At 68.7% G+C, this 20,329-nt stretch carries 22 protein-coding genes and 1 pseudogene; 13 read left to right on the top strand and 10 right to left on the bottom strand.

Annotation, left to right across the window (positions count from 1 at the left end; all coding sequences use genetic code 11):
• Positions 1–245: 245 nt before the first annotated feature.
• A complete protein-coding gene (locus tag ACXJKM_RS04325) occupies positions 246–1,202 on the bottom strand; it encodes a GlxA family transcriptional regulator (protein WP_457350501.1) in 957 nt (318 codons plus the stop codon).
• A gap of 117 nt (positions 1,203–1,319) precedes the next feature.
• Between ACXJKM_RS04325 and ACXJKM_RS04320 the strand changes: the two genes are divergently transcribed.
• Positions 1,320–2,315 (top strand): SLAC1 anion channel family protein, encoded by a 996-nt coding sequence (locus tag ACXJKM_RS04320; RefSeq protein ID WP_457350499.1) that lies wholly within the window; start codon positions 1,320–1,322, stop codon positions 2,313–2,315.
• Here the strand turns inward: ACXJKM_RS04320 and ACXJKM_RS04315 are convergent.
• The 3 genes from ACXJKM_RS04315 to ACXJKM_RS04305 are packed head-to-tail and all read right to left on the bottom strand — an operon-like array spanning position 2,310 to position 4,852.
• The gene (locus ACXJKM_RS04315; protein WP_457350497.1) at positions 2,310–3,626 is read right to left on the bottom strand and encodes an ATP-binding protein; all 1,317 of its coding nucleotides are present in this window, start codon (positions 3,624–3,626) and stop codon (positions 2,310–2,312) included. The genes ACXJKM_RS04320 and ACXJKM_RS04315 overlap by 6 nt on opposite strands.
• A complete protein-coding gene (locus ACXJKM_RS04310) occupies positions 3,623–4,300 on the bottom strand; it encodes a response regulator (protein WP_056205437.1) in 678 nt (225 codons plus the stop codon). Before ACXJKM_RS04310 ends, ACXJKM_RS04315 begins: the two co-directional genes overlap by 4 nt.
• 3 nt (positions 4,301–4,303) lie before the next feature.
• Positions 4,304–4,852: a cysteine hydrolase family protein gene (locus tag ACXJKM_RS04305; RefSeq protein ID WP_457350495.1), complete on the bottom strand. Its 549-nt coding sequence runs from the start codon at positions 4,850–4,852 to the stop codon at positions 4,304–4,306.
• Positions 4,853–5,019: 167 nt separating this feature from the next.
• On the opposite strand from ACXJKM_RS04305, the gene ACXJKM_RS04300 reads away from it, so the two are divergent.
• Complete coding sequence (locus ACXJKM_RS04300; RefSeq protein ID WP_457350493.1) at positions 5,020–5,520, top strand: endonuclease V; 501 nt, start codon at positions 5,020–5,022, stop codon at positions 5,518–5,520.
• 131 nt (positions 5,521–5,651) lie between these two features.
• Positions 5,652–6,662, top strand: a complete 1,011-nt coding sequence (locus ACXJKM_RS04295; protein WP_457350491.1) for an alpha/beta hydrolase — start codon at positions 5,652–5,654, stop codon at positions 6,660–6,662.
• A 266-nt stretch (positions 6,663–6,928) separates the two neighbouring features.
• Here the strand turns inward: ACXJKM_RS04295 and ACXJKM_RS04290 are convergent, their stop codons facing one another.
• A complete protein-coding gene (locus ACXJKM_RS04290) occupies positions 6,929–7,288 on the bottom strand; it encodes an NIPSNAP family protein (protein WP_457350489.1) in 360 nt (119 codons plus the stop codon).
• A 40-nt stretch (positions 7,289–7,328) separates the two neighbouring features.
• On the opposite strand from ACXJKM_RS04290, the pseudogene ACXJKM_RS04285 reads away from it, so the two are divergent.
• A pseudogene (locus ACXJKM_RS04285) lies at positions 7,329–7,477 on the top strand (IS30 family transposase); the annotation flags it as partial.
• Positions 7,478–7,792: 315 nt separating this feature from the next.
• Positions 7,793–8,875, top strand: coding sequence for an alpha/beta fold hydrolase (locus tag ACXJKM_RS04280; protein WP_457350487.1), 1,083 nt, complete (start codon positions 7,793–7,795; stop codon positions 8,873–8,875).
• Positions 8,876–9,010: 135 nt separating this feature from the next.
• Here ACXJKM_RS04280 and ACXJKM_RS04275 read toward each other — a convergent pair whose 3' ends face one another.
• Complete coding sequence (locus tag ACXJKM_RS04275; RefSeq protein ID WP_457350485.1) at positions 9,011–9,796, bottom strand: SDR family NAD(P)-dependent oxidoreductase; 786 nt, start codon at positions 9,794–9,796, stop codon at positions 9,011–9,013.
• Positions 9,797–9,966: 170 nt separating this feature from the next.
• On the opposite strand from ACXJKM_RS04275, the gene ACXJKM_RS04270 reads away from it, so the two are divergent.
• From ACXJKM_RS04270 to ACXJKM_RS04250, 5 genes are all read left to right on the top strand, one after another.
• On the top strand, positions 9,967–10,686 hold the full coding sequence (locus tag ACXJKM_RS04270; RefSeq protein ID WP_457320378.1) for a GntR family transcriptional regulator: 720 nt from the start codon (positions 9,967–9,969) through the stop codon (positions 10,684–10,686).
• Entirely contained in the window at positions 10,683–11,471 is a 789-nt protein-coding gene (locus tag ACXJKM_RS04265; protein ID WP_056205423.1) for a transporter substrate-binding domain-containing protein, read from the top strand. Before ACXJKM_RS04270 ends, ACXJKM_RS04265 begins: the two co-directional genes overlap by 4 nt.
• A gap of 152 nt (positions 11,472–11,623) precedes the next feature.
• Positions 11,624–12,292 (top strand): amino acid ABC transporter permease, encoded by a 669-nt coding sequence (locus tag ACXJKM_RS04260; RefSeq protein WP_457350483.1) that lies wholly within the window; start codon positions 11,624–11,626, stop codon positions 12,290–12,292.
• The gene (locus ACXJKM_RS04255; RefSeq protein ID WP_056205420.1) at positions 12,289–12,942 is read left to right on the top strand and encodes an amino acid ABC transporter permease; all 654 of its coding nucleotides are present in this window, start codon (positions 12,289–12,291) and stop codon (positions 12,940–12,942) included. The genes ACXJKM_RS04260 and ACXJKM_RS04255 overlap by 4 nt, the downstream gene beginning before the upstream one ends.
• On the top strand, positions 12,926–13,708 hold the full coding sequence (locus tag ACXJKM_RS04250; RefSeq protein ID WP_056205419.1) for an amino acid ABC transporter ATP-binding protein: 783 nt from the start codon (positions 12,926–12,928) through the stop codon (positions 13,706–13,708). Before ACXJKM_RS04255 ends, ACXJKM_RS04250 begins: the two co-directional genes overlap by 17 nt.
• On the opposite strand, the gene ACXJKM_RS04245 is transcribed toward ACXJKM_RS04250, so the two are convergent.
• The gene (locus ACXJKM_RS04245) at positions 13,694–14,587 is read right to left on the bottom strand and encodes a LysR family transcriptional regulator (RefSeq protein WP_457350481.1); all 894 of its coding nucleotides are present in this window, start codon (positions 14,585–14,587) and stop codon (positions 13,694–13,696) included. The two genes, ACXJKM_RS04250 and ACXJKM_RS04245, sit on opposite strands and share 15 nt — an antisense overlap.
• Positions 14,588–14,668: 81 nt before the next feature.
• Between ACXJKM_RS04245 and ACXJKM_RS04240 the strand changes: the two genes are divergently transcribed.
• The 3 genes from ACXJKM_RS04240 to ACXJKM_RS04230 are packed head-to-tail and all read left to right on the top strand — an operon-like array spanning position 14,669 to position 16,244.
• Complete coding sequence (locus tag ACXJKM_RS04240) at positions 14,669–15,415, top strand: sulfite exporter TauE/SafE family protein (RefSeq protein WP_457350479.1); 747 nt, start codon at positions 14,669–14,671, stop codon at positions 15,413–15,415.
• Positions 15,416–15,468: 53 nt separating this feature from the next.
• Positions 15,469–15,852 (top strand): DUF427 domain-containing protein, encoded by a 384-nt coding sequence (locus ACXJKM_RS04235; protein WP_457350477.1) that lies wholly within the window; start codon positions 15,469–15,471, stop codon positions 15,850–15,852.
• Positions 15,853–15,863: 11 nt separating this feature from the next.
• Entirely contained in the window at positions 15,864–16,244 is a 381-nt protein-coding gene (locus ACXJKM_RS04230) for a DUF1801 domain-containing protein (protein ID WP_056205414.1), read from the top strand.
• On the opposite strand, the gene ACXJKM_RS04225 is transcribed toward ACXJKM_RS04230, so the two are convergent.
• The 3 genes from ACXJKM_RS04225 to ACXJKM_RS04215 form a co-directional block, all read right to left on the bottom strand.
• On the bottom strand, positions 16,241–16,819 hold the full coding sequence (locus ACXJKM_RS04225) for an HD domain-containing protein (protein WP_056205413.1): 579 nt from the start codon (positions 16,817–16,819) through the stop codon (positions 16,241–16,243). The two genes, ACXJKM_RS04230 and ACXJKM_RS04225, sit on opposite strands and share 4 nt — an antisense overlap.
• Positions 16,820–16,897: 78 nt before the next feature.
• Entirely contained in the window at positions 16,898–17,722 is an 825-nt protein-coding gene (locus ACXJKM_RS04220) for a class I SAM-dependent methyltransferase (RefSeq protein WP_457350475.1), read from the bottom strand.
• Positions 17,723–17,744: 22 nt separating this feature from the next.
• On the bottom strand, positions 17,745–20,258 hold the full coding sequence (locus ACXJKM_RS04215) for an ATP-binding protein (RefSeq protein WP_457350473.1): 2,514 nt from the start codon (positions 20,256–20,258) through the stop codon (positions 17,745–17,747).
• Between the last annotated feature and the right edge of the window lie 71 nt (positions 20,259–20,329).

Genomic DNA, 20,329 nt, shown 5'->3' with positions numbered 1-20,329 from the left:
GATACCCAGATGACGCTTGAGCGATCGGACGGTTGCTTGCAGCTTCCGCTGCAGAGATGTCGGGGTGAGGTGCGTGTGGCGCACCCTCGCCGCTGCGAAAGCAGTCGTTGCTGCCATGTCGACAGGTGACTCGACGACTGCTTCCTGTCCAAGACCGTGAACCCGGCGACCTGCCGCGGATGACGGCACTCGCTGCAAAGCGGGCGCCAGCTCCTTAGTCCTGAGCCGCACGCCCTTGGCGTCGGTCAGGACTTCGCAAACCGCCTGCGGTACTCCGCCAGGCTGACCCCCAACCGCCGCGCAAACGCCCGCCTGAAGCCGTCCGCATTCGCATACCCCACCGCATCCGCCAGCCGCTTGGCCGGCAGGTCCGACTCCTCGGCCAGGCGGCGGGCGGCGTCGATGCGGGCATGGTCGACAAAGGCCGCGGGTGTGGTGCCGGCCTCGCTGCGGAAGGTGCGTGCAAAGCTGCGCTCGCTCATGCCGGCGCGCGCGGCCAGCGCGGGCACTGAAAGGTCGGCCTTCAGGTGGGCCAGCACATAGTCCTGCACGTCGCGCACGCTGGATCGCTCGGACGTCTGCGCGGCCAGGTGGGCGCTGAACTGGCTCTGGCCGCCGGGCCGCTTGAGGAACATCACCAGCTCGCGCGCCACGCGCAGCGCGAGGTCGCGGCCGTGGTCTTCCTCCACCATCGCGAGCGCGAGGTCCATGCCCGCGGTCACGCCGGCGGAAGTGAACAGCTTGCCGTCCTTCACGTAGATGGCGTCCGCCTCGACGCAGGCCTCGGGGTAGGCGGCCGCCAGGCGTGCCGCGGCGTTCCAGTGGGTCGCGACGCGCTTGCCGTCGAGCAGACCCGTGGCCGCCAGCACGAAGGCGCCGGTGCAGACTGAGCCGTAGCGCCGCACCGTGCGCGACTGGCGCCGCAGCCAGTCCTGCAATGGCCCGTCGCTCGCCATGTCTTCGATGGTGGGGCTGCCAGCCACGAGCAGGGTGTCGATGCGCCCGCGATGCGTCGCCACCGTCGCATCCACGGCCAGGCGCAGGCCGCTGCTGCTGGTGAGCAGGCCGGCCTCGCTGGAGATCAGCTGTACCTGGTAGGCCCTGGGGTCCTTGAGCTGGCGCGAGGCTTCGACGAAGACGTCGGCAGGCCCGGCGACGTCGAGCAGCTGGAAGCGGGGGAAGGCAAGGATGGCGACGCGCATGGCGGGGATGGCAGAGAAGGTCCGATGACTGGCAGAAAACGTCGCACGTTGGCGAAGGCGGCCAAACGAGTCTGGCAGAAAATGTCGACACCGGCAAATTGCGCCAGAAGGCTCATCATGCAAACCCAACCCATCGGCCCAGCCTCACCCACTTTTGAAACGCGCCCGGCAAGCTCCGTGCGCGACCTGCCCGTCAGCCTGTTCGGTTCGGTCATGGGCCTGTCGGGGCTGGCACTTGCATGGCGGCTGGCGCACATCAGCCTGGGCGTGCCGGCGTGGGTGGGTGAGGCCATAGCGGCCTTTGCCGTGGGCGTGTTCGTGTTGTTGTCGCTGGGCTATCTGGCCAAGCTGGCCTGGCACCGCCAAGCCGTGCACGCGGAGTTCCATCACCCCGTGTCCGGCAACTTCTTCGGCACCGTCGTCATCGCGGTGCTGCTGGTGGCGGCGGTTGTCGAGCCGTACAGCACGCCTGCCGCCAGCGTTATCTGGACGGTCGGAGTGCTGGCAACGCTCGCCCTCGCAGGGGTGTCGACCTCCCGCCTGCTCAAGGGCAGCGTGGACGCGTCTCACGCGCTGCCGGCCTCGCTGATGCCGGGCGTGGCCACGCTGGACATCCCCCTGACCGGCAGCCACATGCCCATGGCCTGGGCGCCGGAGGTCAACCTGATGGCCGGTGCCGTGGGCGCCGTGCTGGCGGTGCTGCTCTACCTGCTGATCTTCAGCCGCCTCGTGCACCGCGACCCGCTGGCGCCCGCCATGACGCCGTCGCTGATGATCCTGATGGCGCCTTTTGCCGTGGGCTTTCTGGCGTACGTCAACCTCGTGGGCGGCGTCGACCGTTTCGCCGCGCTGCTCTTCTACTTCGCGCTGTTCATGTTCGTTGTCATCGTGCCCAAGGTGTTCCGCCGCGGCGCCAGCTTCTCGCTGGGCTGGTGGGTGATCGGCTTCCCGTTGGCCGCGCTGGTCAACGCAGCGTTGAAGTACGCGCAGTTCCGCGACAGCGCGCCGCTCTGGGTCATCGCCATCGTGCTGCTGGGCCTGCTGAGCATGGCGCTCGCGGTCCTCACGGTGCGCACCGTGTGGCTGGCGCTCAGCGGCAGGCTGTTGTCATGACGTGGCCGGCCAGGCCAGCTCCGCACGCAGCCCGCCGAGTGGTGATGCGTCCAGGCTGATGCTGGCGCCCTGCTGCCGCGCCGCCGCCTGCACGATGGCCAAACCCAGCCCGCTGCCTTCAACCGTCGCGCCTTCGCCGCGCTGGAAGCGATCGAAGACGCGCTCGCGCTGGTCGGCCGGGATGCCGGGGCCGTCGTCGTCCACACGCAGCAGCGGTGCGCCACGCGAGCCGCGCAGCGCGCTCACCTGCACCGTTCGGGCGCCGTACTTCACGGCGTTGTCGATGAGGTTGCGCAGGGCGCCGCGCAGGGCCTGGGGGTCGCCGGTCAGCAGCAGCGGGTCGGGGGCGGTCAGGGCCAGCGTCACGTCGGCCTTGTCGGCCAGCGGCTGCACATCGGCCACGGCCTGGCGGGCCAGGTCGGCGAGGTCCAGCGGCAACTCGGCCGCCGCGGCACCGGGCTCGGCGCGGGCCAGGGCCAGCAGCTGCTCGACGAGGTGCACCGCGCGGTCGATGCCACCGCGCAGGCGAGCAATCGAAGCGTCCTGCTCTTCGCCCGGTGCCGCATCGCGCAGCAGGCCGAGTTGCAGCTTCAGCGCGGTCAGCGGCGAGCGCAGTTCGTGAGCCGCATCGGCGACAAAGCTGCGCTGGGCGTCGAAGGCGGACGAGAGCCGCCCGAGCAGGTCGTTGAAGGCGTCGACCAGCGGCGCCACTTCACCGGGCAGGCCGGCGGTGGGCAGCGGGTGCAACGCGTTGGCACCGCCGGCCTGGGCCGCGCGGGTGACGCGCGCCAGTGGCGCGAGTGACACGCCGAGCAGCCACCAGACGGCCGCCGCCACCAGCGGCAGGGCCACGGCCAGCGGTACGACACTGCGCAGGGCCGCCAGTGCGGCGAGCTTCTGGCGCACGGCCAGCGGCTGGGCGACCTGCACGACGCGCTGCGGCGTGGCCGCGCTGAACACGCGCCAGTCCTGCCCGGCGAGGTGCAGGTTTGAAAAGCCCAGCACCGCGCGCGCCGGCAGCGCCTCGGTCATGCCCTGCGGCCGGCTGGAATAGATCTCCAGCCCCTGCACGGACCAGATCTGCACGAGGTAGTCCAGGCTGGGGTCGGCCAACGCCGCGGCCTCGTCGCCGGCGATGCGGCCCTGGTCGCGCAGCGACAGCGCCGTCTGGCGCAACTGGTAATCGAACAACTCGTCGGCCTCGGCGCGCACGCTGACATAGGTGGCGCCGGCTACGGCCAGGGCCGTCACCGCGCCAAGTGCCGCCAACAGCGCGAAGAGGCGGCCGCGCAGCGTGCCCAGCCACTTCATGGCGCGCCACCTTTTTCAGGGCCGGCGTAGTAGCCCAGCCCGCGCACGGTATGCAGCAGGTCGGCGCCGAGCTTCTTGCGCAGCTGGTGCATGTAGACGCTGATGGCGTTGCTCTCCAGCTCCTCGCCCCAGCCGTAGAGGCGGTCCTCGAGCTGGGCGCGCGACACGATGGCGCCGGGCCGCTCCAGCAGCGCCTCCAGCAGCGCGAACTCGCGGGCCGACAGCAGGATGGGTTTGCCGGCGCGCGTGACCTCGCGGGTGGCGGGGTCCAGGCGCAGATCGGCGACCTGCAAGCCCGTGTCGGTGCGGCCGCCATGGCGACGCGTGACGGCGCGCAATCGGGCGAGCAGTTCGTCCAGCTCGAAGGGTTTGACGAGGTAGTCGTCGGCACCGGCGTCCAGGCCGGCCACCTTGTCGGTCAGCGCGTCGCGGGCGGTCAGCACGATGACCGGCGTCGCGTCCTCGCGCGCCCGCATCGAGCGCAGCACGTCGATGCCGCCTCGCTTGGGCAGGCCCAGGTCCAGCAGCACGGCGTCAAAGCGTTCGCCGCTGGACAAGACCGCATCGGCGGCCTGGCCATCTCGCACCCAATCAGCTGCGAAGCCCTGGCGGCGCAAAGCCTCGCGCAGGCTCTCGCCGATCATGAGGTCGTCTTCGACAAGCAGGAGGCGCATGGTTCAGCGGGCCAGCAGCGCGGCGGCCGCCTCGGTGTCGATGACGGTGGCGTAATCGCTTTGCAGATTGGCCAGCGCCATCTGGTGCACCTCCTCGGCCGCATGGTGCACGCCGCGCAGGTCGGTCAGGTCGAAAGCGAAGCAGGCGTCGGCCACCACATGGGTCTGAAAACCCAGGTTGCCGGCGCTGCGTGCGGTGGCCTCGACCGAGTTGTTGGTGCTGACGCCGACGATGACCAGCGAGCGGTGGCCGCGCGCATGCAGCCAGCGCTCCAGGCCACTGTGGGTGAAGGCATCGGGCACGTTCTTCTCGACGACGTGCTCGTCGTCGCGCGGCGCCAGGGCAGGCTGGAACTCCGCGCCGGGCTGGCCCGGCCAGAACGGCGATCCGAGTGTGCGGGAGATGTGGCGAACGTGCACGATGGGTGCGCCGGCGCGGCGCCAGGCGTCCAGCAGGCGGGCGATCTGCACCTCGGCCTGCGGGTTGTTGCGCACGCCGGACTGGGGCCAGGTCATGCCGACCTGCATGTCGATGATGAGAAGAAGCGGCATGGGATAAAAGAAGGCAAGGTGTCAGTGGCAGGTGTCGAAGCCTGCACCCCTCACAGGGACGGCTGCGGCCGTGCGTTTACCAGCGTCGCCACGCTGACGCCGTGCATCGTAGGGCGAACGCAGGAGGCTTCAGCCGGCGGCACTCGCAGAGCGGCTCATACTCCTGCATGAAACTCGTAGTGGCTGTTCATTTCGATGGCGCGCAGGCGAATGCTGCCGCTGTGGCTTTCGACGCCTGGGATGCCGCGGAAGCGACGCAGACTTACATCTCGTGCATCACCCATGTCGAGAAGGCCGTGCGAGGAGAACTCGACCTGCGAGAGCTGCCCTGTGTGATGCAACTGCTGCGCGAGCACAGCCTGGAACCGGAGCTCATCCTGGTTGACGGCTTTGTCCATCTGGATGCTGACGAAACACCGGGCCTTGGCCAGCACCTGTATCACGCGCTGGGCGGCAAGGTGCCTATCGTGGGTGTTTCGAAGCGGCGCTTGCCGGGCCTGTCGGCGCAGTTCGAGGTCATGCGAGAAGAGGAAACGCAGCCGCTGTTTGTGACGTGCGCGGGCATCGACATTGGCGCAGCCAAGGCGCGACTGCGTGCCATGCACGGCAGGAAGCGTGTGCCCACGCTCATGAAGCTCGCAGCTCGCCTGGCGAAGAACACGGATTGATTCCGCGCTGCGGGGCACTGGCCGGTGTCGGCTTTGGGGTGGGCCGACTGCCGACGCGCGACTATCCTCGGGCGGCGAGCAGCTAACGTCAGCAGCGGGCGAACAATTCGGCTTTGGGTAGGACGATCAAGATGCGCACAACCTCGAACATGGCCGCCGGTGCGGTTCATCGCCTGGCAATTGACAGCCAGGTGCTCGCTGGCAATCTGCTCGGCGACCCCACGCTGCGCGCCATCGACGTCTACGTTCCGGCGGGGCATGACGGCCGCGGCCTGCCGCTGCTGGTCGATATCGTGGGGTTCACCGCGGGCGGGCCGGCGCACACCAACTGGAAGAATTTTGGCGAGAACCTGCCTGAGCGGCTCGACCGCTTGATTGCGACCGGCGCCATGCCGCCCGTCGTCGTGGCCTTCCCGGACTGCTTCACGCGCCTCGGCGGCAATCAATACGTGAACTCGGCCGCGGTAGGGCGCTGGGACGATTTCCTGCGGGCGGAGGCAGTGCCGTTCGTCGAAGCCCGCTTTGGCTGCGGCGGGCTGGGCCGCCGCGGCATCTTCGGCAAGTCCAGCGGAGGCTACGGCGCGATGGTCCATGCGCTGCTGCATCCGGACTTCTGGAGTGCGGCAGCCGTGCATTCCGGCGACATGGGCTTCGAGCTTCTCTATCGACACGAATTCGTTCCGGTGCTCCGCGCGCTCGCCAAGCAGCCGGACATCGGCGCGTGGGTCGACGCCTTCTGGCAGGCCAGGAAGGTCAAGGACAGCGACGTGCACATCCTCATGATGCTGGCTCAGGCCGCGAGCTTCGACCCGGATCCTTCGGTGCCGTATGGCGTTCGCCTGCCGGTGACGCTCGACACCTGCGAGCTGATCCCCGAGCGCTGGGCGAACTGGATGGCCTGGGACCCGTTGAGCCTTGTCGAAGAGCATGGGCGCGGACTGGTCGCGCTCAAGGCCCTGTACATCGACTGCGGCGACGTCGACCAATACAACCTGGTCTACGGCGCCAGGCGAATGCACAAGCGGCTTGTCGCCATGGACGTGCCGCATGTGTATGAGGAATTCAGCGACGACCATACGGCGGTCGACTATCGGATGGACGTCAGCCTGCCGATTCTGGCCAAGGCGCTCGCTCAGCCATGAACAGCGCAAATCAGGGCGAGCGTCGGAAAGCCAGATGGCCGGCCATCGTGCTCGGGACTGTCGCGGCCTTGGTCACCGCGGGTGCTGTGTCGTGGGCCACGCCGGACGGCAACCTCGTCGTAACCCTGGTGCCAGCGCTGGCAGTTGGTCTGGTCGTATTCGGCGTCGCGTTGTGGCGCTTGCGCCGTGTCCACGCAGGTCCTTGAAGCCGACTCTTCTCTCGATTCAAGGTTTGAGACCTGCCCGGCCATTTTCGATTGGCAGACCTACTCGCTCGCCGGCTCAAGGAAGCATCGTCGATAGCTCCTGAAGGGCGGGTCCGCGAACCGCGTATTGGCCTCTATCCCTTCAGGGTCGGCCGCCACGCTTTCACGGTAGCGGCGGTAGGCGTCGTCGTCAGGGAAGGCGAACAGGGCGACGGCTTCGTTTGCGTGGCCGGTGGCGCCCAGGCTCGCGAAGCTCATGGCTGACCCAGCCGGCGCCTCGCGTGGCATGAAGAAGCCGTGGTGGACGCCGCCATGGCGGCGGATGAGGCGGACCCAGGTGCGGGCGTAGTCCGCGAACTCGTCCAGTCGATGGGGGTCAAGTTCGTAGCGAACTTCGCAAACGAGCTGGTAGTCGAGCATGGGGCTCAAGTGTCTTTGTGCGCAGCAGGGGTGTTGATGGAAAGAATACCTGCCAAAGGGCATCGACATCTCTGGCTAACCCAACTACAGCTCAACTCGATCGCCAGACAATTGAACGAGAGGCCGCGCAAAACGCTCGGCTTCCAAACGCCCGCTGAGAGACTCAGCGAATGTGTTGCGTTGACTGGTTTGATCCGCCGCCTATGGCGGGCATTCGACCGGCACGCCAATCCCGGGATTTCGGCGCGGCAGTTCGGCGACGGGCGAGACGTGACGATCTCGAAAGCCGCGCACTTCGTGCGACGGGTCGCCGCTGAAGACTTCATGCGAGTCGATTGAGATAGCGCCTCGCCACGGTTGCCCGGCAAGGAGGGTTTTCCAGCTCGTGTTGCCGCTTCAGACACGCTCCACTGGCAGGCCAAAGTAAGGGCTGGGGCATCCTTGGCCGGGACGCAGTCGGGCCCAATCCAAGGTGCAAGTGCCGCATGCCAAGAGGAGCCCAACATGATTCCCGATGTCGGCTTGAAGTGGGTGATCAGTGTTGCCACGCTCGCCCTGACCGCATTCACCGTTCTGTCCGCCGACGCCGCGGACGCTCCCGCAGTCAAGGAGGGCGACTGGGTGGTGCGGGACTTTCGCTTCCATACGGGCGAGGTGCTTTCCGAGCTTCGCATTCACTACACGACCGTCGGCGCGCCGACGGGCGAGCCGGTCCTGGTGCTGCATGGCACCACGCAGTCGGGCACCAGCATGCTGGCTGCCGCCTTTGCCGGTGAGCTGTTCGGTGCGGGTCAGCCGCTGGATGCCAGCCGCTACTTCATCGTGCTGCCCGACGCCATCGGGCACGGCAAATCGAGCAAGCCGTCCGATGGGCTTCGGATGGCTTTCCCCAAGTACAACTACGACGATCTGGTCGAGGCCCAGCATCGGTTGCTGACCGAGCATTTGGGCATACGCCACCTGCGGCTGGTGCTGGGTTTCTCGATGGGCGGTATGGAGACGTGGCTCCTGGCCCAGAAGTACCCCGACATGATGGACGCCGCAGTACCCATGGCCTCGTTGCCGGTGGAGATGTCCGGCCGCAACTGGATGCTCAGGCGCCTCATCATCGACTCCATCCGCAACGACCCCGATTGGCTCAACGGCGGCTACACCAAACAACCACGCAGCGCGCAGTTCGCCTCGGTTTTCTATGGCCTGGCTACCAGTGGCGGCAACCAGGCACTCAACAAGATCGCACCGGTGCGGGCCAAGGCGGATGAGCTCGTCAATAGCCGCTTGGCCGCCGCCTACAGTGCCGACGCCAACGACGTGCTCTACCAATGGGAGTCGTCACGTGACTACAACCCGGCCGCCGGGCTTGAGCGCATCACGGCCACGTTGTTGGCCATCAATTCAGCCGATGACGAGCGCAATCCACCCGAACTGGGCGTGATGGAGCGCGACATCAAGCGCGTGAAGAACGGCCGTGCCCTGCTGATACCCGCGTCCGACCAGACTGCGGGCCACGGCACGGTCTTCCAGGCAAAGTTTTGGAAGAAGGAGCTGATGGAGCTGTTGCAGGCGGCCCCACGTGAGGCGAAGTAGGTGCGAGATGGCAGCTCTACATGCACGCTCGTTTCAGGCGTTGGGTTTCGGCGCCGCGCTCAATGCGCCTCCGTTTCCTGCATGTCCCATGTCCCCTTCCAGCTTGAAGCAGCCTATAGCGCCGGACTGGCCTCCCTAAAACGCACTCTTCGTCGTCCCCCCATCCACCCGCAGCGCCGCCCCCGTCGTGGCCGAGGCCAGGGGGCTGGCGACATAGGCCACCAGGGACGCCACTTCCTCGGGCGTCCCGAAACGCTTGATCAGCGAGGTCGGCCTGACCTTCTCGAAGAACTCGGTCTCGAACTCGGCAAAGGATTTGCCGTGGGAGACTTGTTCGACGAATTCATTGACGCCGCGCGAGCGCGTCGGGCCGGGCAGCACGCTGTTGACAGTGATGCCGGTGCCGGCAAGGGACTCGGCCAGGCCACGCGAGACGGCGAGCTGGGCCGTCTTGGTCATGCCGTAGTGAATCATCTCCGCCGGGATCTGCACGGCGCTTTCGCTGGAGATGAAGATGATGCGGCCCCAGTTGGCCGCCTTCATCGCCGGCAGCACCAGCCGCGCCAGGCGCACGCCGCTGAGCACGTTGACGTCGAAGAAGCGCTGCCAGTCGGCGTCGGGGATGTCCTCGAAAGGCTTGGCTTCGAAGATGCCCAGGTTGTTGACCAGGATCTCGATGCCGGGGTGCGCGCGCACCAACGCCTCGGCGATGTCGGGCTGGCTGAGGTCGCCCGCGAAGCCGAGCACCTCCTGGCCGGTGGTGGCCTTGATCGACGTGACGGCGGCGTCGACCGCGGGCTGCATGCGGCCATTGACGATGACGCGCGCGCCCTCGGCGGCCAGGGACTGTGCGATGGCATGGCCGATGCCGGCCGTGCTGCCCGACACGAGGGCGAGGCGGTTCTTCAGTTGCAGGTCCATGGCAAGCCTTCCAAAAGGAATGAAGCTAGCCGATGCGGAACGACCCGATCCGCATTGGGGCTGTTCCGCACCGCGCCGGTGCGACAGGGCGCCCAGTCGGCCCAGTTTTGTGCGCATGACTTGCATACAAGCCAGATGAGCGCTGGCATGGAAGCTGCAAAGCCCCCGCCATGGGCATCTCGGCCACCGACATCAGCCAGCGCATCATCGAAGCGGTGCTTGCGCAGAAGCTCGCGCCTGGCGCGCGGCTGGGTGAGCAACAACTGGCGATGCTGTTCGACTGCAGCCGCACCATCGTGCGCGAGGCGTTGACGCGGTTGGCGGCGCGCGGCATCGTCACCGTCAGCGCGCGGCGCGGCTGGTATCTGATCGCGCCGACGCCGGACGAGGTGCGCGAGGCCTTCGAAGCGCGCCGCGTCATCGAACTGGGCCTGATCCGCGGCCAGCCGCAACTGCCTGCCGACGCGATCGCGCGGCTCAACCAGCATCTGCAGCAGGAACAGGCGGCGCTGCGCGGCGACGACGTCGGCACGCGCAGCTTCCTGCTCGGTGACTTCCATGTCTGCCTGGCCGAATGCCTGGGCAACAGCCTGCTGGCCGACACGCTGCGTGACGTCACGGCGCGCACGACGCTGATTGCGATGCGCTACCAGTCGTCGCACGACGCGGCGCTGTCCTGCCAGGACCACGTCGCCATCGTCGAAGCCCTGGCCGCTGGCGACAGCGCCCGCGCCGAGGCGCTGATGGCCGAGCACCTGTCCAGCGTGCAGGCCGCGCTGCGCCTGCCCGCCGACGACGACCCGCTGCAGCAGCTGCGCGAAGCCCTCGCGCCGCTGCCTTCCACGACTTCCTCCACCGCCGAACCCGCCTACCTAGGAGCCCTGCTATGACCTTGACGCTTTCCCGCCGCCTGACGCTGATCGCCGGCCTGAGCCTGTTGGCCGCCGCTGCCCAGGCCCAGACCGCGCTGGACACCATCACGAAGAGCAAGGCGATCAAGATCGCCATCCCGACGGACTACCCGCCCTACGGCTTCGTCGGCCCCGACATGGCGCCGCAGGGCCTGGACGTGGCGGTGGCCCAGCTCATCGCGGCCAAGCTGGGCGTCAAGGTGGAGCTGGTGCCGGTGACCAGCGCCAACCGCATTGCCTATCTGCAGACCAAGAAGGCCGACCTGGTCATCTCGACGCTGGGCAAGAACCCCGAGCGCGAGAAGGTCATCAACTTCAGCGCCGCCTACGCGCCCTTCTACCAGGCCGTGTTCGCGGCCAAGAGCCTGCCGATCAAGACGTGGGCCGACCTGGGCGGGAAAAGCGTGGCCGTCACACGCGGTGCGATGGAGGACCAGGAGTTGGCCAAGGTGGCACCCGCCACGCTGGAATACAAGCGCTTCGAGGACAACAACGCCACCATCGCCGCCTTTGCCGCCGGCCAGACCCAGCTGCTGGCCACCAGCGCCGCCGTGGCCGGCAATCTGATGCAGCGCAACCCGGGGCTGAACACCGAATACAAGCTGCTGCTCAAGGACAGCCCGTGCTTCGTCGGTGTGGCCAAGGGCGAGGATGCGCTGCTGGCCAAGGTCAACGACATCATCGCGGCGGCCAAGGCGGCCGGCGAGCTGGAGGCGCTGTCCAAGAAGTGGCTGGGCCGCGGCACCGGCGACCTGCCCTTGTGAGCCGTTGAAGTGAAGTCGCGCCGTCGGACGGACCTGCTGAACACAGCCACAGAGGCACAGAGGCACGGAGGAATGCAGATTCCTTTGTCTTCTTCTCTGTGTCTCTGTGCCTCAGTGGCTGTGTTCCGGTATTCGCATGGGAGCACGGGTACATGATCACATTCGACTTTCTGGCCGTCCTCGCTGAATGGCCACTGCTGCTGAAGGGCCTGGCATGGACGCTGGGGCTCACCCTCATCGCGACGCCGCTGGGCCTGCTCATCGCCACGCTGGGCGCCTGGTCGCGCGCCAGCGGCCCGGTGTGGCTGCGCCGCCTGCTCGGTGCCTACGTCGAGCTGCTGCGCAACACGCCCTTCATCGTGCAGCTCTTCTTCATCTTCTTCGGCCTGCCCGCCGCGGGCGTGAAACTGTCGCCCGAGGCCGCCTCGCTGATCGCGATGACGCTCAACCTCGGCGCCTATGGCACCGAGATCCTGCGCGCCGGCATCCAGGCCACGCCGCGTGGGCAGTGGGAGGCGGCGCAGAGCCTGGCGCTCAGCCCCGTGCAGGTGTTCACGCGCGTCGTGCTGCCGCCGGCCTTGCAGCGCGTGTGGCCGGCGCTGACGAGCCAGATCATCATCGTCATGCTGGGCTCGGCCGTCTGCGGGCAGATCTCCACCGAGGAGCTGAGTTATGCAGCCAACCTCATCCAGAGCCGCAACTTCCGCGCCTTCGAGGCTTTCATCATCGCGACGCTGGCCTATCTGGCCCTGGCCATCGCAGCGCGCAAGCTGCTGAGCTGGGCCGGCCCGCGCTTCATCTTCGGAAGGCGGTCGGCATGATCGAGTTCACCCTGTGGGACATCGTGCGCAACCTCCTGCTGGCGCTGCGCTGGACGGTGGCCCTGTCGGTCATCGCCTTCATCGGCGGCGGCCTGGTCGGCGGCCTGCTGCTGACGCTGCGCATCGGCATGGGCGCCCGCACCCGGCGCGCCATCGCGCTGTACGTCCAGCTGTTCCAGGGCACGCCGCTGCTGATGCAGCTTTTCCTCGCCTACTTCGGCCTGGCCCTGCTGGGCCTGGAAGTGTCGGCCTGGACGGCCGCGGCACTGGCGCTGACGCTCTACACCAGCGCCTACCTCGTCGAGATCTGGCGCGGCTGCGTGGACGCCGTGCCGCGCGGCCAGTGGGAGGCGGCACGTAGCCTGGCGCTGAGCTTTGGCGAGCAGCTGCGCCACGTCATCCTGCCGCAGGCCGGTCGCCTGGCCATCGCGCCGACGGTGGGCTTCCTGGTGCAGGTCATCAAGGGCACGGCGCTGGCATCGGTCATCGGCTTCATCGAGCTGACCAAGGCCGGCAGCATGATCGCCAACGCCAGCTTCAAGCCCTTCCTCGTCTTCGGCTGCGTAGCGCTGCTGTACTTCGCGCTGTGCTTCCCCGTCAGCCTCTTGGCACAACATCTGGAAGGCAAAGCCCATGGCCGCCCAACTTGAAGACCTGCAGGCCGCGCCCGTCGTGCCTGGCGCCCCCATCGTGCGCATCACAGCGCTGCGCAAGTCCTATGGCGCCAACGAGGTGCTCAAGGGCATCGACCTCGACGTCTTGCGCGGCGAGGTCATTGCCATCATCGGCAAGAGCGGCTCCGGCAAGAGCACGCTGCTGCGCTGCATCAACGGGCTGGAGCAGTTCCAGGACGGCTCGCTGACCGTCAATGGCAAGCCGCTGCTCTACGAGAGCGCGATGGCCATGCGCGCGCTGCGCCAGCAGGTGGGCATGATCTTCCAGGGCTTCAACCTGTTCCCGCACCTGAGCGTGGGCCGCAACGTGATGCTGGCGCCGACGCTGGTGAAGAAGCGCAGCGCGCACGAGGCGGCCGAGCAGGCGTCGAAGCTGCTCAGCCGTGTCGGCCTGGCCGAAAAGTTCGACGCCATGCCCGACCAGCTCTCCGGCGGCCAGCAGCAGCGCGTGGCCATCGCCCGCGCGCTGGCGATGGAGCCGGCGGTTTTGCTGTGCGACGAGATCACCTCGGCGCTGGACCCGGAGCTGGTGGGCGAGGTGCTGCGCGTCGTCGAGACCCTGGCCGACGAAGGCATGACGCTGCTGATGGTCACGCACGAGATGAGCTTCGCCCGCAAGGTGGCGGACCGCGTCATCTTCATGCACCAGGGCCGCGTGCACGAGATCGGCCCGCCGGCCGCGCTCTTCGGGGCGCCGCAGACGCCGGAGCTCAAGCAGTTCCTGTCCTCATTGCACGACTAGGGCATCGAGCAGCGCGGCGGCGCCGGGCGTGAGTTCGCCGAAGCACAGCAGTAACTGGCGCACGGCCCAGGCATCACTCAGCCGGCGGACACGGACACGTGGACCAGCCAGCCGCGCCGCGGTCAGCGCCGGCACGACAGCCACACCGACGCCATCGGCGACGAGGCGCAGCATGGCGTCGAAGCCCTGCACCTGCACGCGGTGGTGCAGGCCACGGCCATGCTGCAGCGCGCGGGCCTGCAGGAAGCGGCTCAGGCCCGCCTCTGCCGGCAGCCCGACGAAAGGTTGGGCCAGCAACTCGGTGAAGGCGATGGCCCGTGCCCGGCCCTTCACCCATGCGGCGGGCAGCACGGCGACGAGCTCGTCCCGACGAAAGGGGCGCGTCGCCAATCCTTCGGTATTGACGTAGTCGGCCACGATGCCGAGGTCCGCGCGCTCCTGGCGCATGGCGAACAGCACGTCCTGGCTGTCCAGTTCGCGCAGCTCCACGTCGATGTCCGCGTGGGCTGCGAGAAAGGGGCCGAGCAGCGGCGGCAGATGCTCGCTGATCGCCGCGGTATTGCACAGCAGCCGCACCGTGCTGCGCACGCCGTGGGCATGCGCGGCCATGCCGGCGTGCAAGGCCTCCATCTCGCGCTGCAGCCGACCTGCATGGCGCAGCAGCGTGCGGCCGGCGTCGGTCAGCGTGACGCCGGTCTTGGCGCGCTGCATCAGCACGGCGCCCACGACCCGCTCCAGCGCCTGCAGCCGTGTGCTCGCGGCCGCCAGGGACAGGTGCACGGCCCGTGCACCGGCCGTGATGGTGCGGCCTTCAGCCACGGCAGCGAACAGGCGCAGGTCGAAGGGGTCGATGCGGTAGTGGGGGTTGCGTGCGGTCATGGCTCATCCTTCGGCAATGCCTGAGGATAGGCGCGGCATTGCGCGATGGACGCAGGCCACCGCCGCCCGGACCATGCCGGCATGGATGACATCGACTGGCTTTCCGCCGGCCTGCTGGGCTGGGTGGCATTGACTTTTCTGCTCGCCGGCCTCGTCAAGGGCGTGTCGGGCATGGGCCTGCCCACGCTGGCGATGGCGTTGCTGAGCCTGCACCTGCCGGCGGCACCGGCCGCCGCGCTGATGCTGCTGCCGGCGCTGTTGACCAATGTCGCCCAGTGCCTGGGCTCGCACGCGGCCGGGCTGTGGCGGCGGCTCTGGCCGCTGTGGACCGGCCTGGTGCTGGGCACGTTGTTCGCCCCGGTGCCCAGCCTCGGCACGGGCCATGGCGGCGCGCGGCTGGCGCTGGGCGCAGTGCTGGTGGCCTATGGCGTGTTTGGTCTGTGCCGGCCGCGGCTGCCGGACCTGGGCCGGCATGCCGGCTGGCTAGGTGCGCTGGCCGGTTTGCTCGGCGGTGCGGTCAGCGCGGCCACCGGCGTCTTCGTGCTGCCCATGGTGCCTTTTCTGCAATCCTTGCAGTTGCGGCGGGGCGCCTTGATCCAGGCTCTGGGCATCAGTTTCATGCTGGCCTCCCTCGCCCTGGCTGCACGGCTGGGCGGCCTGGATGCGGCAGCGCCGCCCGACCCCTGGGCCAGCGGCGTGGCGTTGGGCGCGGCGTTTGCCGGCATGGCGCTCGGCGCGCGCCTGCGCGAGCGCCTGCCGACCCTGATGTTCCAGAGGGCGCTGTACGCCATCTTCCTGCTGCTGGGCTTGCTGATGTTGCGGCGCTAGGAACGGCGATTGCCGCATCCCTGGCATCGCCGTTGACGCATGAAAGGAATGCCATGAGCAAATCCCCTGGGCATCGGGACCATCCCGAACACACGGTTGCCGAGACCCGTGTCACCCACCGGGTCACGGCCAGCATCGACGGCCAGGTCGTCGCCGAATCGGATGACGTCATCCGTGTCGACGAGACCGGCGCGCCGCCGCGCTTGTACTTCCCGCGCGACAGCGTCAAGGTCGACAAGCTGGAACGCAGCGACACCCAGACCCACTGCCCCTTCAAGGGCGATGCCACCTACTACAGCGTCACCCAGAACGGTCGCAGCCTCAAGGACGCGATCTGGTCCTACGAGGCGCCCTATGACGAGCACGCCGCACTGAAGGGCCGCATGGCCTTCTATGACGAGAAGCATGCCGGCATCACCTTCAGAGAAGCTGGCTAAGCTTGCGGTCCATGAGCACATCGAAATCCACGCCGCCGGCCGCGGCATTGATCGACGAACGCATCGAGAGCCTGGGCGGCTGGCGCAGTGAGATGCTGGCCGCGCTGCGGGCGCTGATCCACGAGGCCGACCCCGACATCGTCGAGGAGTGGAAATGGAGCAATCCGGTCTGGTCGCATGACGGCATCGTCTGCACCGGCGAGGCCTACAAGAGCGCCGTGAAGATGACCTTTCCCAAGGGCGCTTCGTTGGCCGACCCGAAAGGTCTCTTCAACTCCAGCCTGGAAGGCAATGTGCGTCGCGCCATCGACTTCAAGGAAGGCGACAAGATCGACAAGGCGGCGCTGAAAGCCTTGATCAAGGCGGCTGTGAAAGCCAACCAAAAGGCCTAAGCCTTCATCGCCGCCTTGTAGACCGACTGGCGCGGCTGGGCCATCAGCCTTCTGAGCATGGGCTCGAAGAACGCCAGCGGCAGCGCCTGGGCGTGCGGGTCGAAAGCCGGGTTGTCGTAGCGCTCGACGAACTCGGCCGTGCGCCCGAAATGCGGGTGGCCGCGGAACTGCTCGCGCATGTCGCGGTCCAGGCCGATATGGTGGAAGAAGTTGTGGCCCTGGAAGATGCCGTGCTGCTGCACCATCCACAGGTTCTCTTCCGTCACGAAGGGTTTGAGGATGGCGGCGGCGATGTCGGGGTGGTTGAACGAGCCCAGCGTGTCGCCGATGTCGTGCAGCAGCGCGCAGCAAACGTACTCCTCGTCGCGCCCGTCGCGATGGGCCAGGGTGGCGGTCTGCAGGCAGTGCGTCAGCCGGTCGACCGGGAAGCCGCCGAAGTCGCCGTCCAGCAGGCGCAGATGCTCGAGCACGCGGTCAGGCAGGCTGCGGGCCATCTTCATCGCCTCGGGCACGATGAGACCCCAGTCTTCGCGACTGCTTTCGTCCATGCGGGTGAAGGTGGCGCGTGCGGTCATGACGGCTCCAAGCGGTGCGGCGATTCTGCGCGGCCGGCGCGGTGAGGGGCTGTCACCTGCGGCACTGTGCGGCAACCACTACCCCGCCGCCACGATCACATGGGCCTGGATCTTGCCCGCCACCACGCCTTCGCCGTGGCGGCTGGCGATCGCCTCGGTGGCACGGTCGATGGCGAGCTGGAGCAGGCCGGCGTCGCGTGCCTCGATCTCGTTGCGCAGCGGTGTTCCCTGGCAATAGGCCGTGGCGGCGGCGCGAGCCGAGGATGCGTGACTCAGCTTCGCGCGCGTGTCGATCGTGATCTCGGTGAAGCCCGCGCGACTCAGGTCTCCACGGATCAGCGCAACGTCGTGATAGCCGTGCGGTGTGCGGGCGAGAAAGCGCGGCGGGTCGTGCGCGAACACCGTGGCGACGGCGTGGGTGACCTCGTCGGCAAAGGCGTTCTCCTCGATGCGGTCCCAGACGGTGAAGACAAAGCGCCCAGCGGGCTTGAGCACGCGCCGTGCCTCCGCGTAGCCGGCGGCGCGATCAGGAAAGAACATCGCACCGAACTGGCAGCAGACGACGTCGAAGGCGCCGTCGTCGAAGGGCAGGGCCAGTGCATCCGCCTGCCGCCATTCGATGCGGCTGTCGGCGCCTTGCTGGCTGGCGGCGTAGTCGAGCATGGGCTGGTTCAGGTCGGTCACCACGTAGCGCGCGGCGGCGCCGAGTCTCGGCGCCAGCGCGCGGGTGACCGCACCGCTGCCGGCGGCCGTTTCGAGCACGGTGCGCGGCGAGCCGGCCGCGACCAGCGCCGCCGTGTCGGCGGCATAGCCGTCGAAGATCAGCGGGACCATCAAGGTGTCGTAGAGCCTCGGGATCGAGCCCGCGAACAGCTTGTCGCTCGTCTTGTCGCTGTCAGCCATGAGGTTCCCTTCGATGTTGCCGTCAAAGCGCCGCCGGCGTGGTGTCGCCAAAGCGCGTGGCGGGAAGTGCCAGACTGATGACGGCGCCCCCACCGGCGCGATTGGCCGCCCAGACGCGGCCATCGTGAGCCTCGGCGATGCGCCGGCAGATCGCCAGGCCCAGGCCCGTGCCGCCGGCGGCGTTCTTCGTCGCGCTGGACTGCACGAAGGCCTCGAAGATGCTCTCCAGCTCGTCCGGCGGAATGCCGGGGCCGCGGTCGGCGACGTCGACGCGCACTTCGTCGGCCGCATCGTCCTGCCAGGCGGTCACCTCGATGTGGCCGCCCACGGGCGAGAAGCGGATGGCATTGGCGAGCAGGTTGCGCAGCAGTTGCTGCAGGCGTCGCGGGTCGACCAGCACGACGAGGTCCTCGTCGCCCAGGGCCATGGCCAGGCTGAGCTGACGTGCGGCCAGCAGGGGCTCGAGTTCGCGGCCGACCTCGACGGCCAGTGGCCTCAGGTCCAGGCGCTCGGGATGCAGCGGTTCTGCGCCGCGCTCGATCTTGCTGAGGTCGAGCAGGTCGTTGACGAGGCTGAGCATGCGCTGGCCGGCGTGGTGCACGTCGCCGAAGAGCTCGGCCAGGCGGGGCTCGGCACGCGCGCGCCGCGCGCCGATCTCGGAGAAGCCGAGGATGGACTGCAGCGGTGTGCGCAGCTCGTGGCTGACGTTGGCGATGAAGTCGGACTTGGCCCGCGAAGCGTGCAGGGCGGCGTCGCGGGCGGCGCGCGTGGCGCGCTCGGCCTCGCGGAATTCGCTGATGTCCATGAAGCAGACGACGATGCCCATGGGTCGGCCGTGGGCGTCGGGAAAGGTGGACTTGCTGATGTAGAGGTCGCGCCGGCGGCCATCGCCGCCTTGCCAGACGGCCTCGTAGTTCATTTCGCCGCCGCGCGCCAGCAGCTCGGCGTCGCGGCTGTCGTGCAGGGCGGCCTCCTCGGGGCGCAGATAGCTGGCGGCCTTGCGGCCCAGCACCTCGCTGCGGCGCCGGCCGGTGAACTGCTCCCAGGCGCGGTTGACGTCGAGGTAGCGGTTGTCGCTGTCCAGCACCGACGTGGGCAGCGGGCTGCTGGACAGCAGCGAGCGCGCCAGGCCGAGCTGGGCGCGCAGTTCGGCCTGGGCGCGCATCAGGCCGCTGACGTCGGCCGCGCTGCCCACCCATTCGAGGACACCGGCCTGGCGGCGCAGCGGCACCAGGTGGATCTCGAAGCTGCGCGCCTTGCCGTCGGCCGCGATCCAGTCGGCGCGCAGTTCGTGCGGCCGGGCTTCGTGAACGTCGCCGGCCGCGAACAGCGTGGCCACGGCCGGCGAGCCGCCGAACAGCTCCTGCAGCGGCCGGCCCAGCACCTGGGCGACGGGATGGCCGCTGAGGCGGGCATAGCCTTCGTTGATAAAGGTCACCTGGCCGGCTGCGTTGGTGCGGAACAGCAGGTCCTGCACGCTGCCGAAGATGGCGCTGAGCTCGCGCTCACGCTCGGCGACCTGCCGCTGGGCCTCGTCGAGATCCAGCATGGAGCGCTCGCGCGCGCGCAGGGCCGCCGCGCCCACGGCCGACAGCACGAGCAACGCGGCGGCGATGCCGATGGCGGGCAGGCCGAGGTCCCAGGCGGTGGACAGCCACTGGGTGCGCAACTCGTCCTGGGGTAGTTCAACGACGACGACGAGGGGGCGGGTGCGCAGCGCGCGAAAGGCACCGAGCTGGTCGGCATCGCGCAGGCCCGGGCCGTCCCAGCGGCCGTATTCGCTGCCGGTGCGCACGCGCGCCAGCGGGCCGGTGGGCAGTTGCAGCGAGGCCAGGCGTTCACCTGCCAGGTGGTCGGCACCGGCGGTCACGGCGAGCAGCCGACCGTCCAGGTCGACGAGTGCCGCCGCGGCGCGAGCGTCGTTCAGCGTCAGTTCCTGGAAGTTGGCCAGTGCGTCGGGGTTGAGCAGGGCGGCGAGCAGGGCCGGCCGCCCGCCGGGGGTCCTGATGCCGCGCAGCAGCGGGATGAAGCCCACCCCCGGCGGCACGACGGCGGCCGTGCTGCCTGGTGCGACTCCGGCGAGGCTGGCCAGGCTGCGCGCGGCGACGAAGCCGCCGAGCGAGTCCTGGCCCAGGGCCGGCAGCGGGCCAAGCCTGGCCGTGGCGATCTGCGCACCGCGGTCGGCGGGGTCGGCGGYGGCCAGCACGTGGCCGGCCTCGTCGAGCAGGGCGACGCCGCGCAGGAAACCCAGGCTGGCCTGGGTCTGGCCGAGCAGGGCCTGCAGCACCTCGGGTGGGGCACCGCGCTCGGCCACGTCGGCCAGGCCGGCCAGGGCCAGCTGGGCGGCGTCCAGACTGCGGCTGGCGTGGTCCTCGAGCACGCGCGCGAGCAGCGCCTGGCGGGCGGCGGCCTCGGTCGTCTGCTCGCGCTTCTCGCGCCAGATGCTGTAGCCCGCGCCGGCGAGCAGCGTGGCCGCGAGCAGGACGCCGGCGCTGGCTGTGATGATGCTTGGGCGCCAGCGACTCCGGTGGGGCATGTCAGCCGTCCCTTTCGTGTTTGTAGCGACCGCGACGTGTGGGGCAGCATTGCGGGCCGAGCGCCGGGCCG

The organism is Roseateles sp. P5_D6 (genome assembly GCF_054049415.1).
The sequence above is the reverse complement of the archived record's forward strand: the minus strand, read 5'-3'. Positions and strand labels throughout refer to the sequence as shown.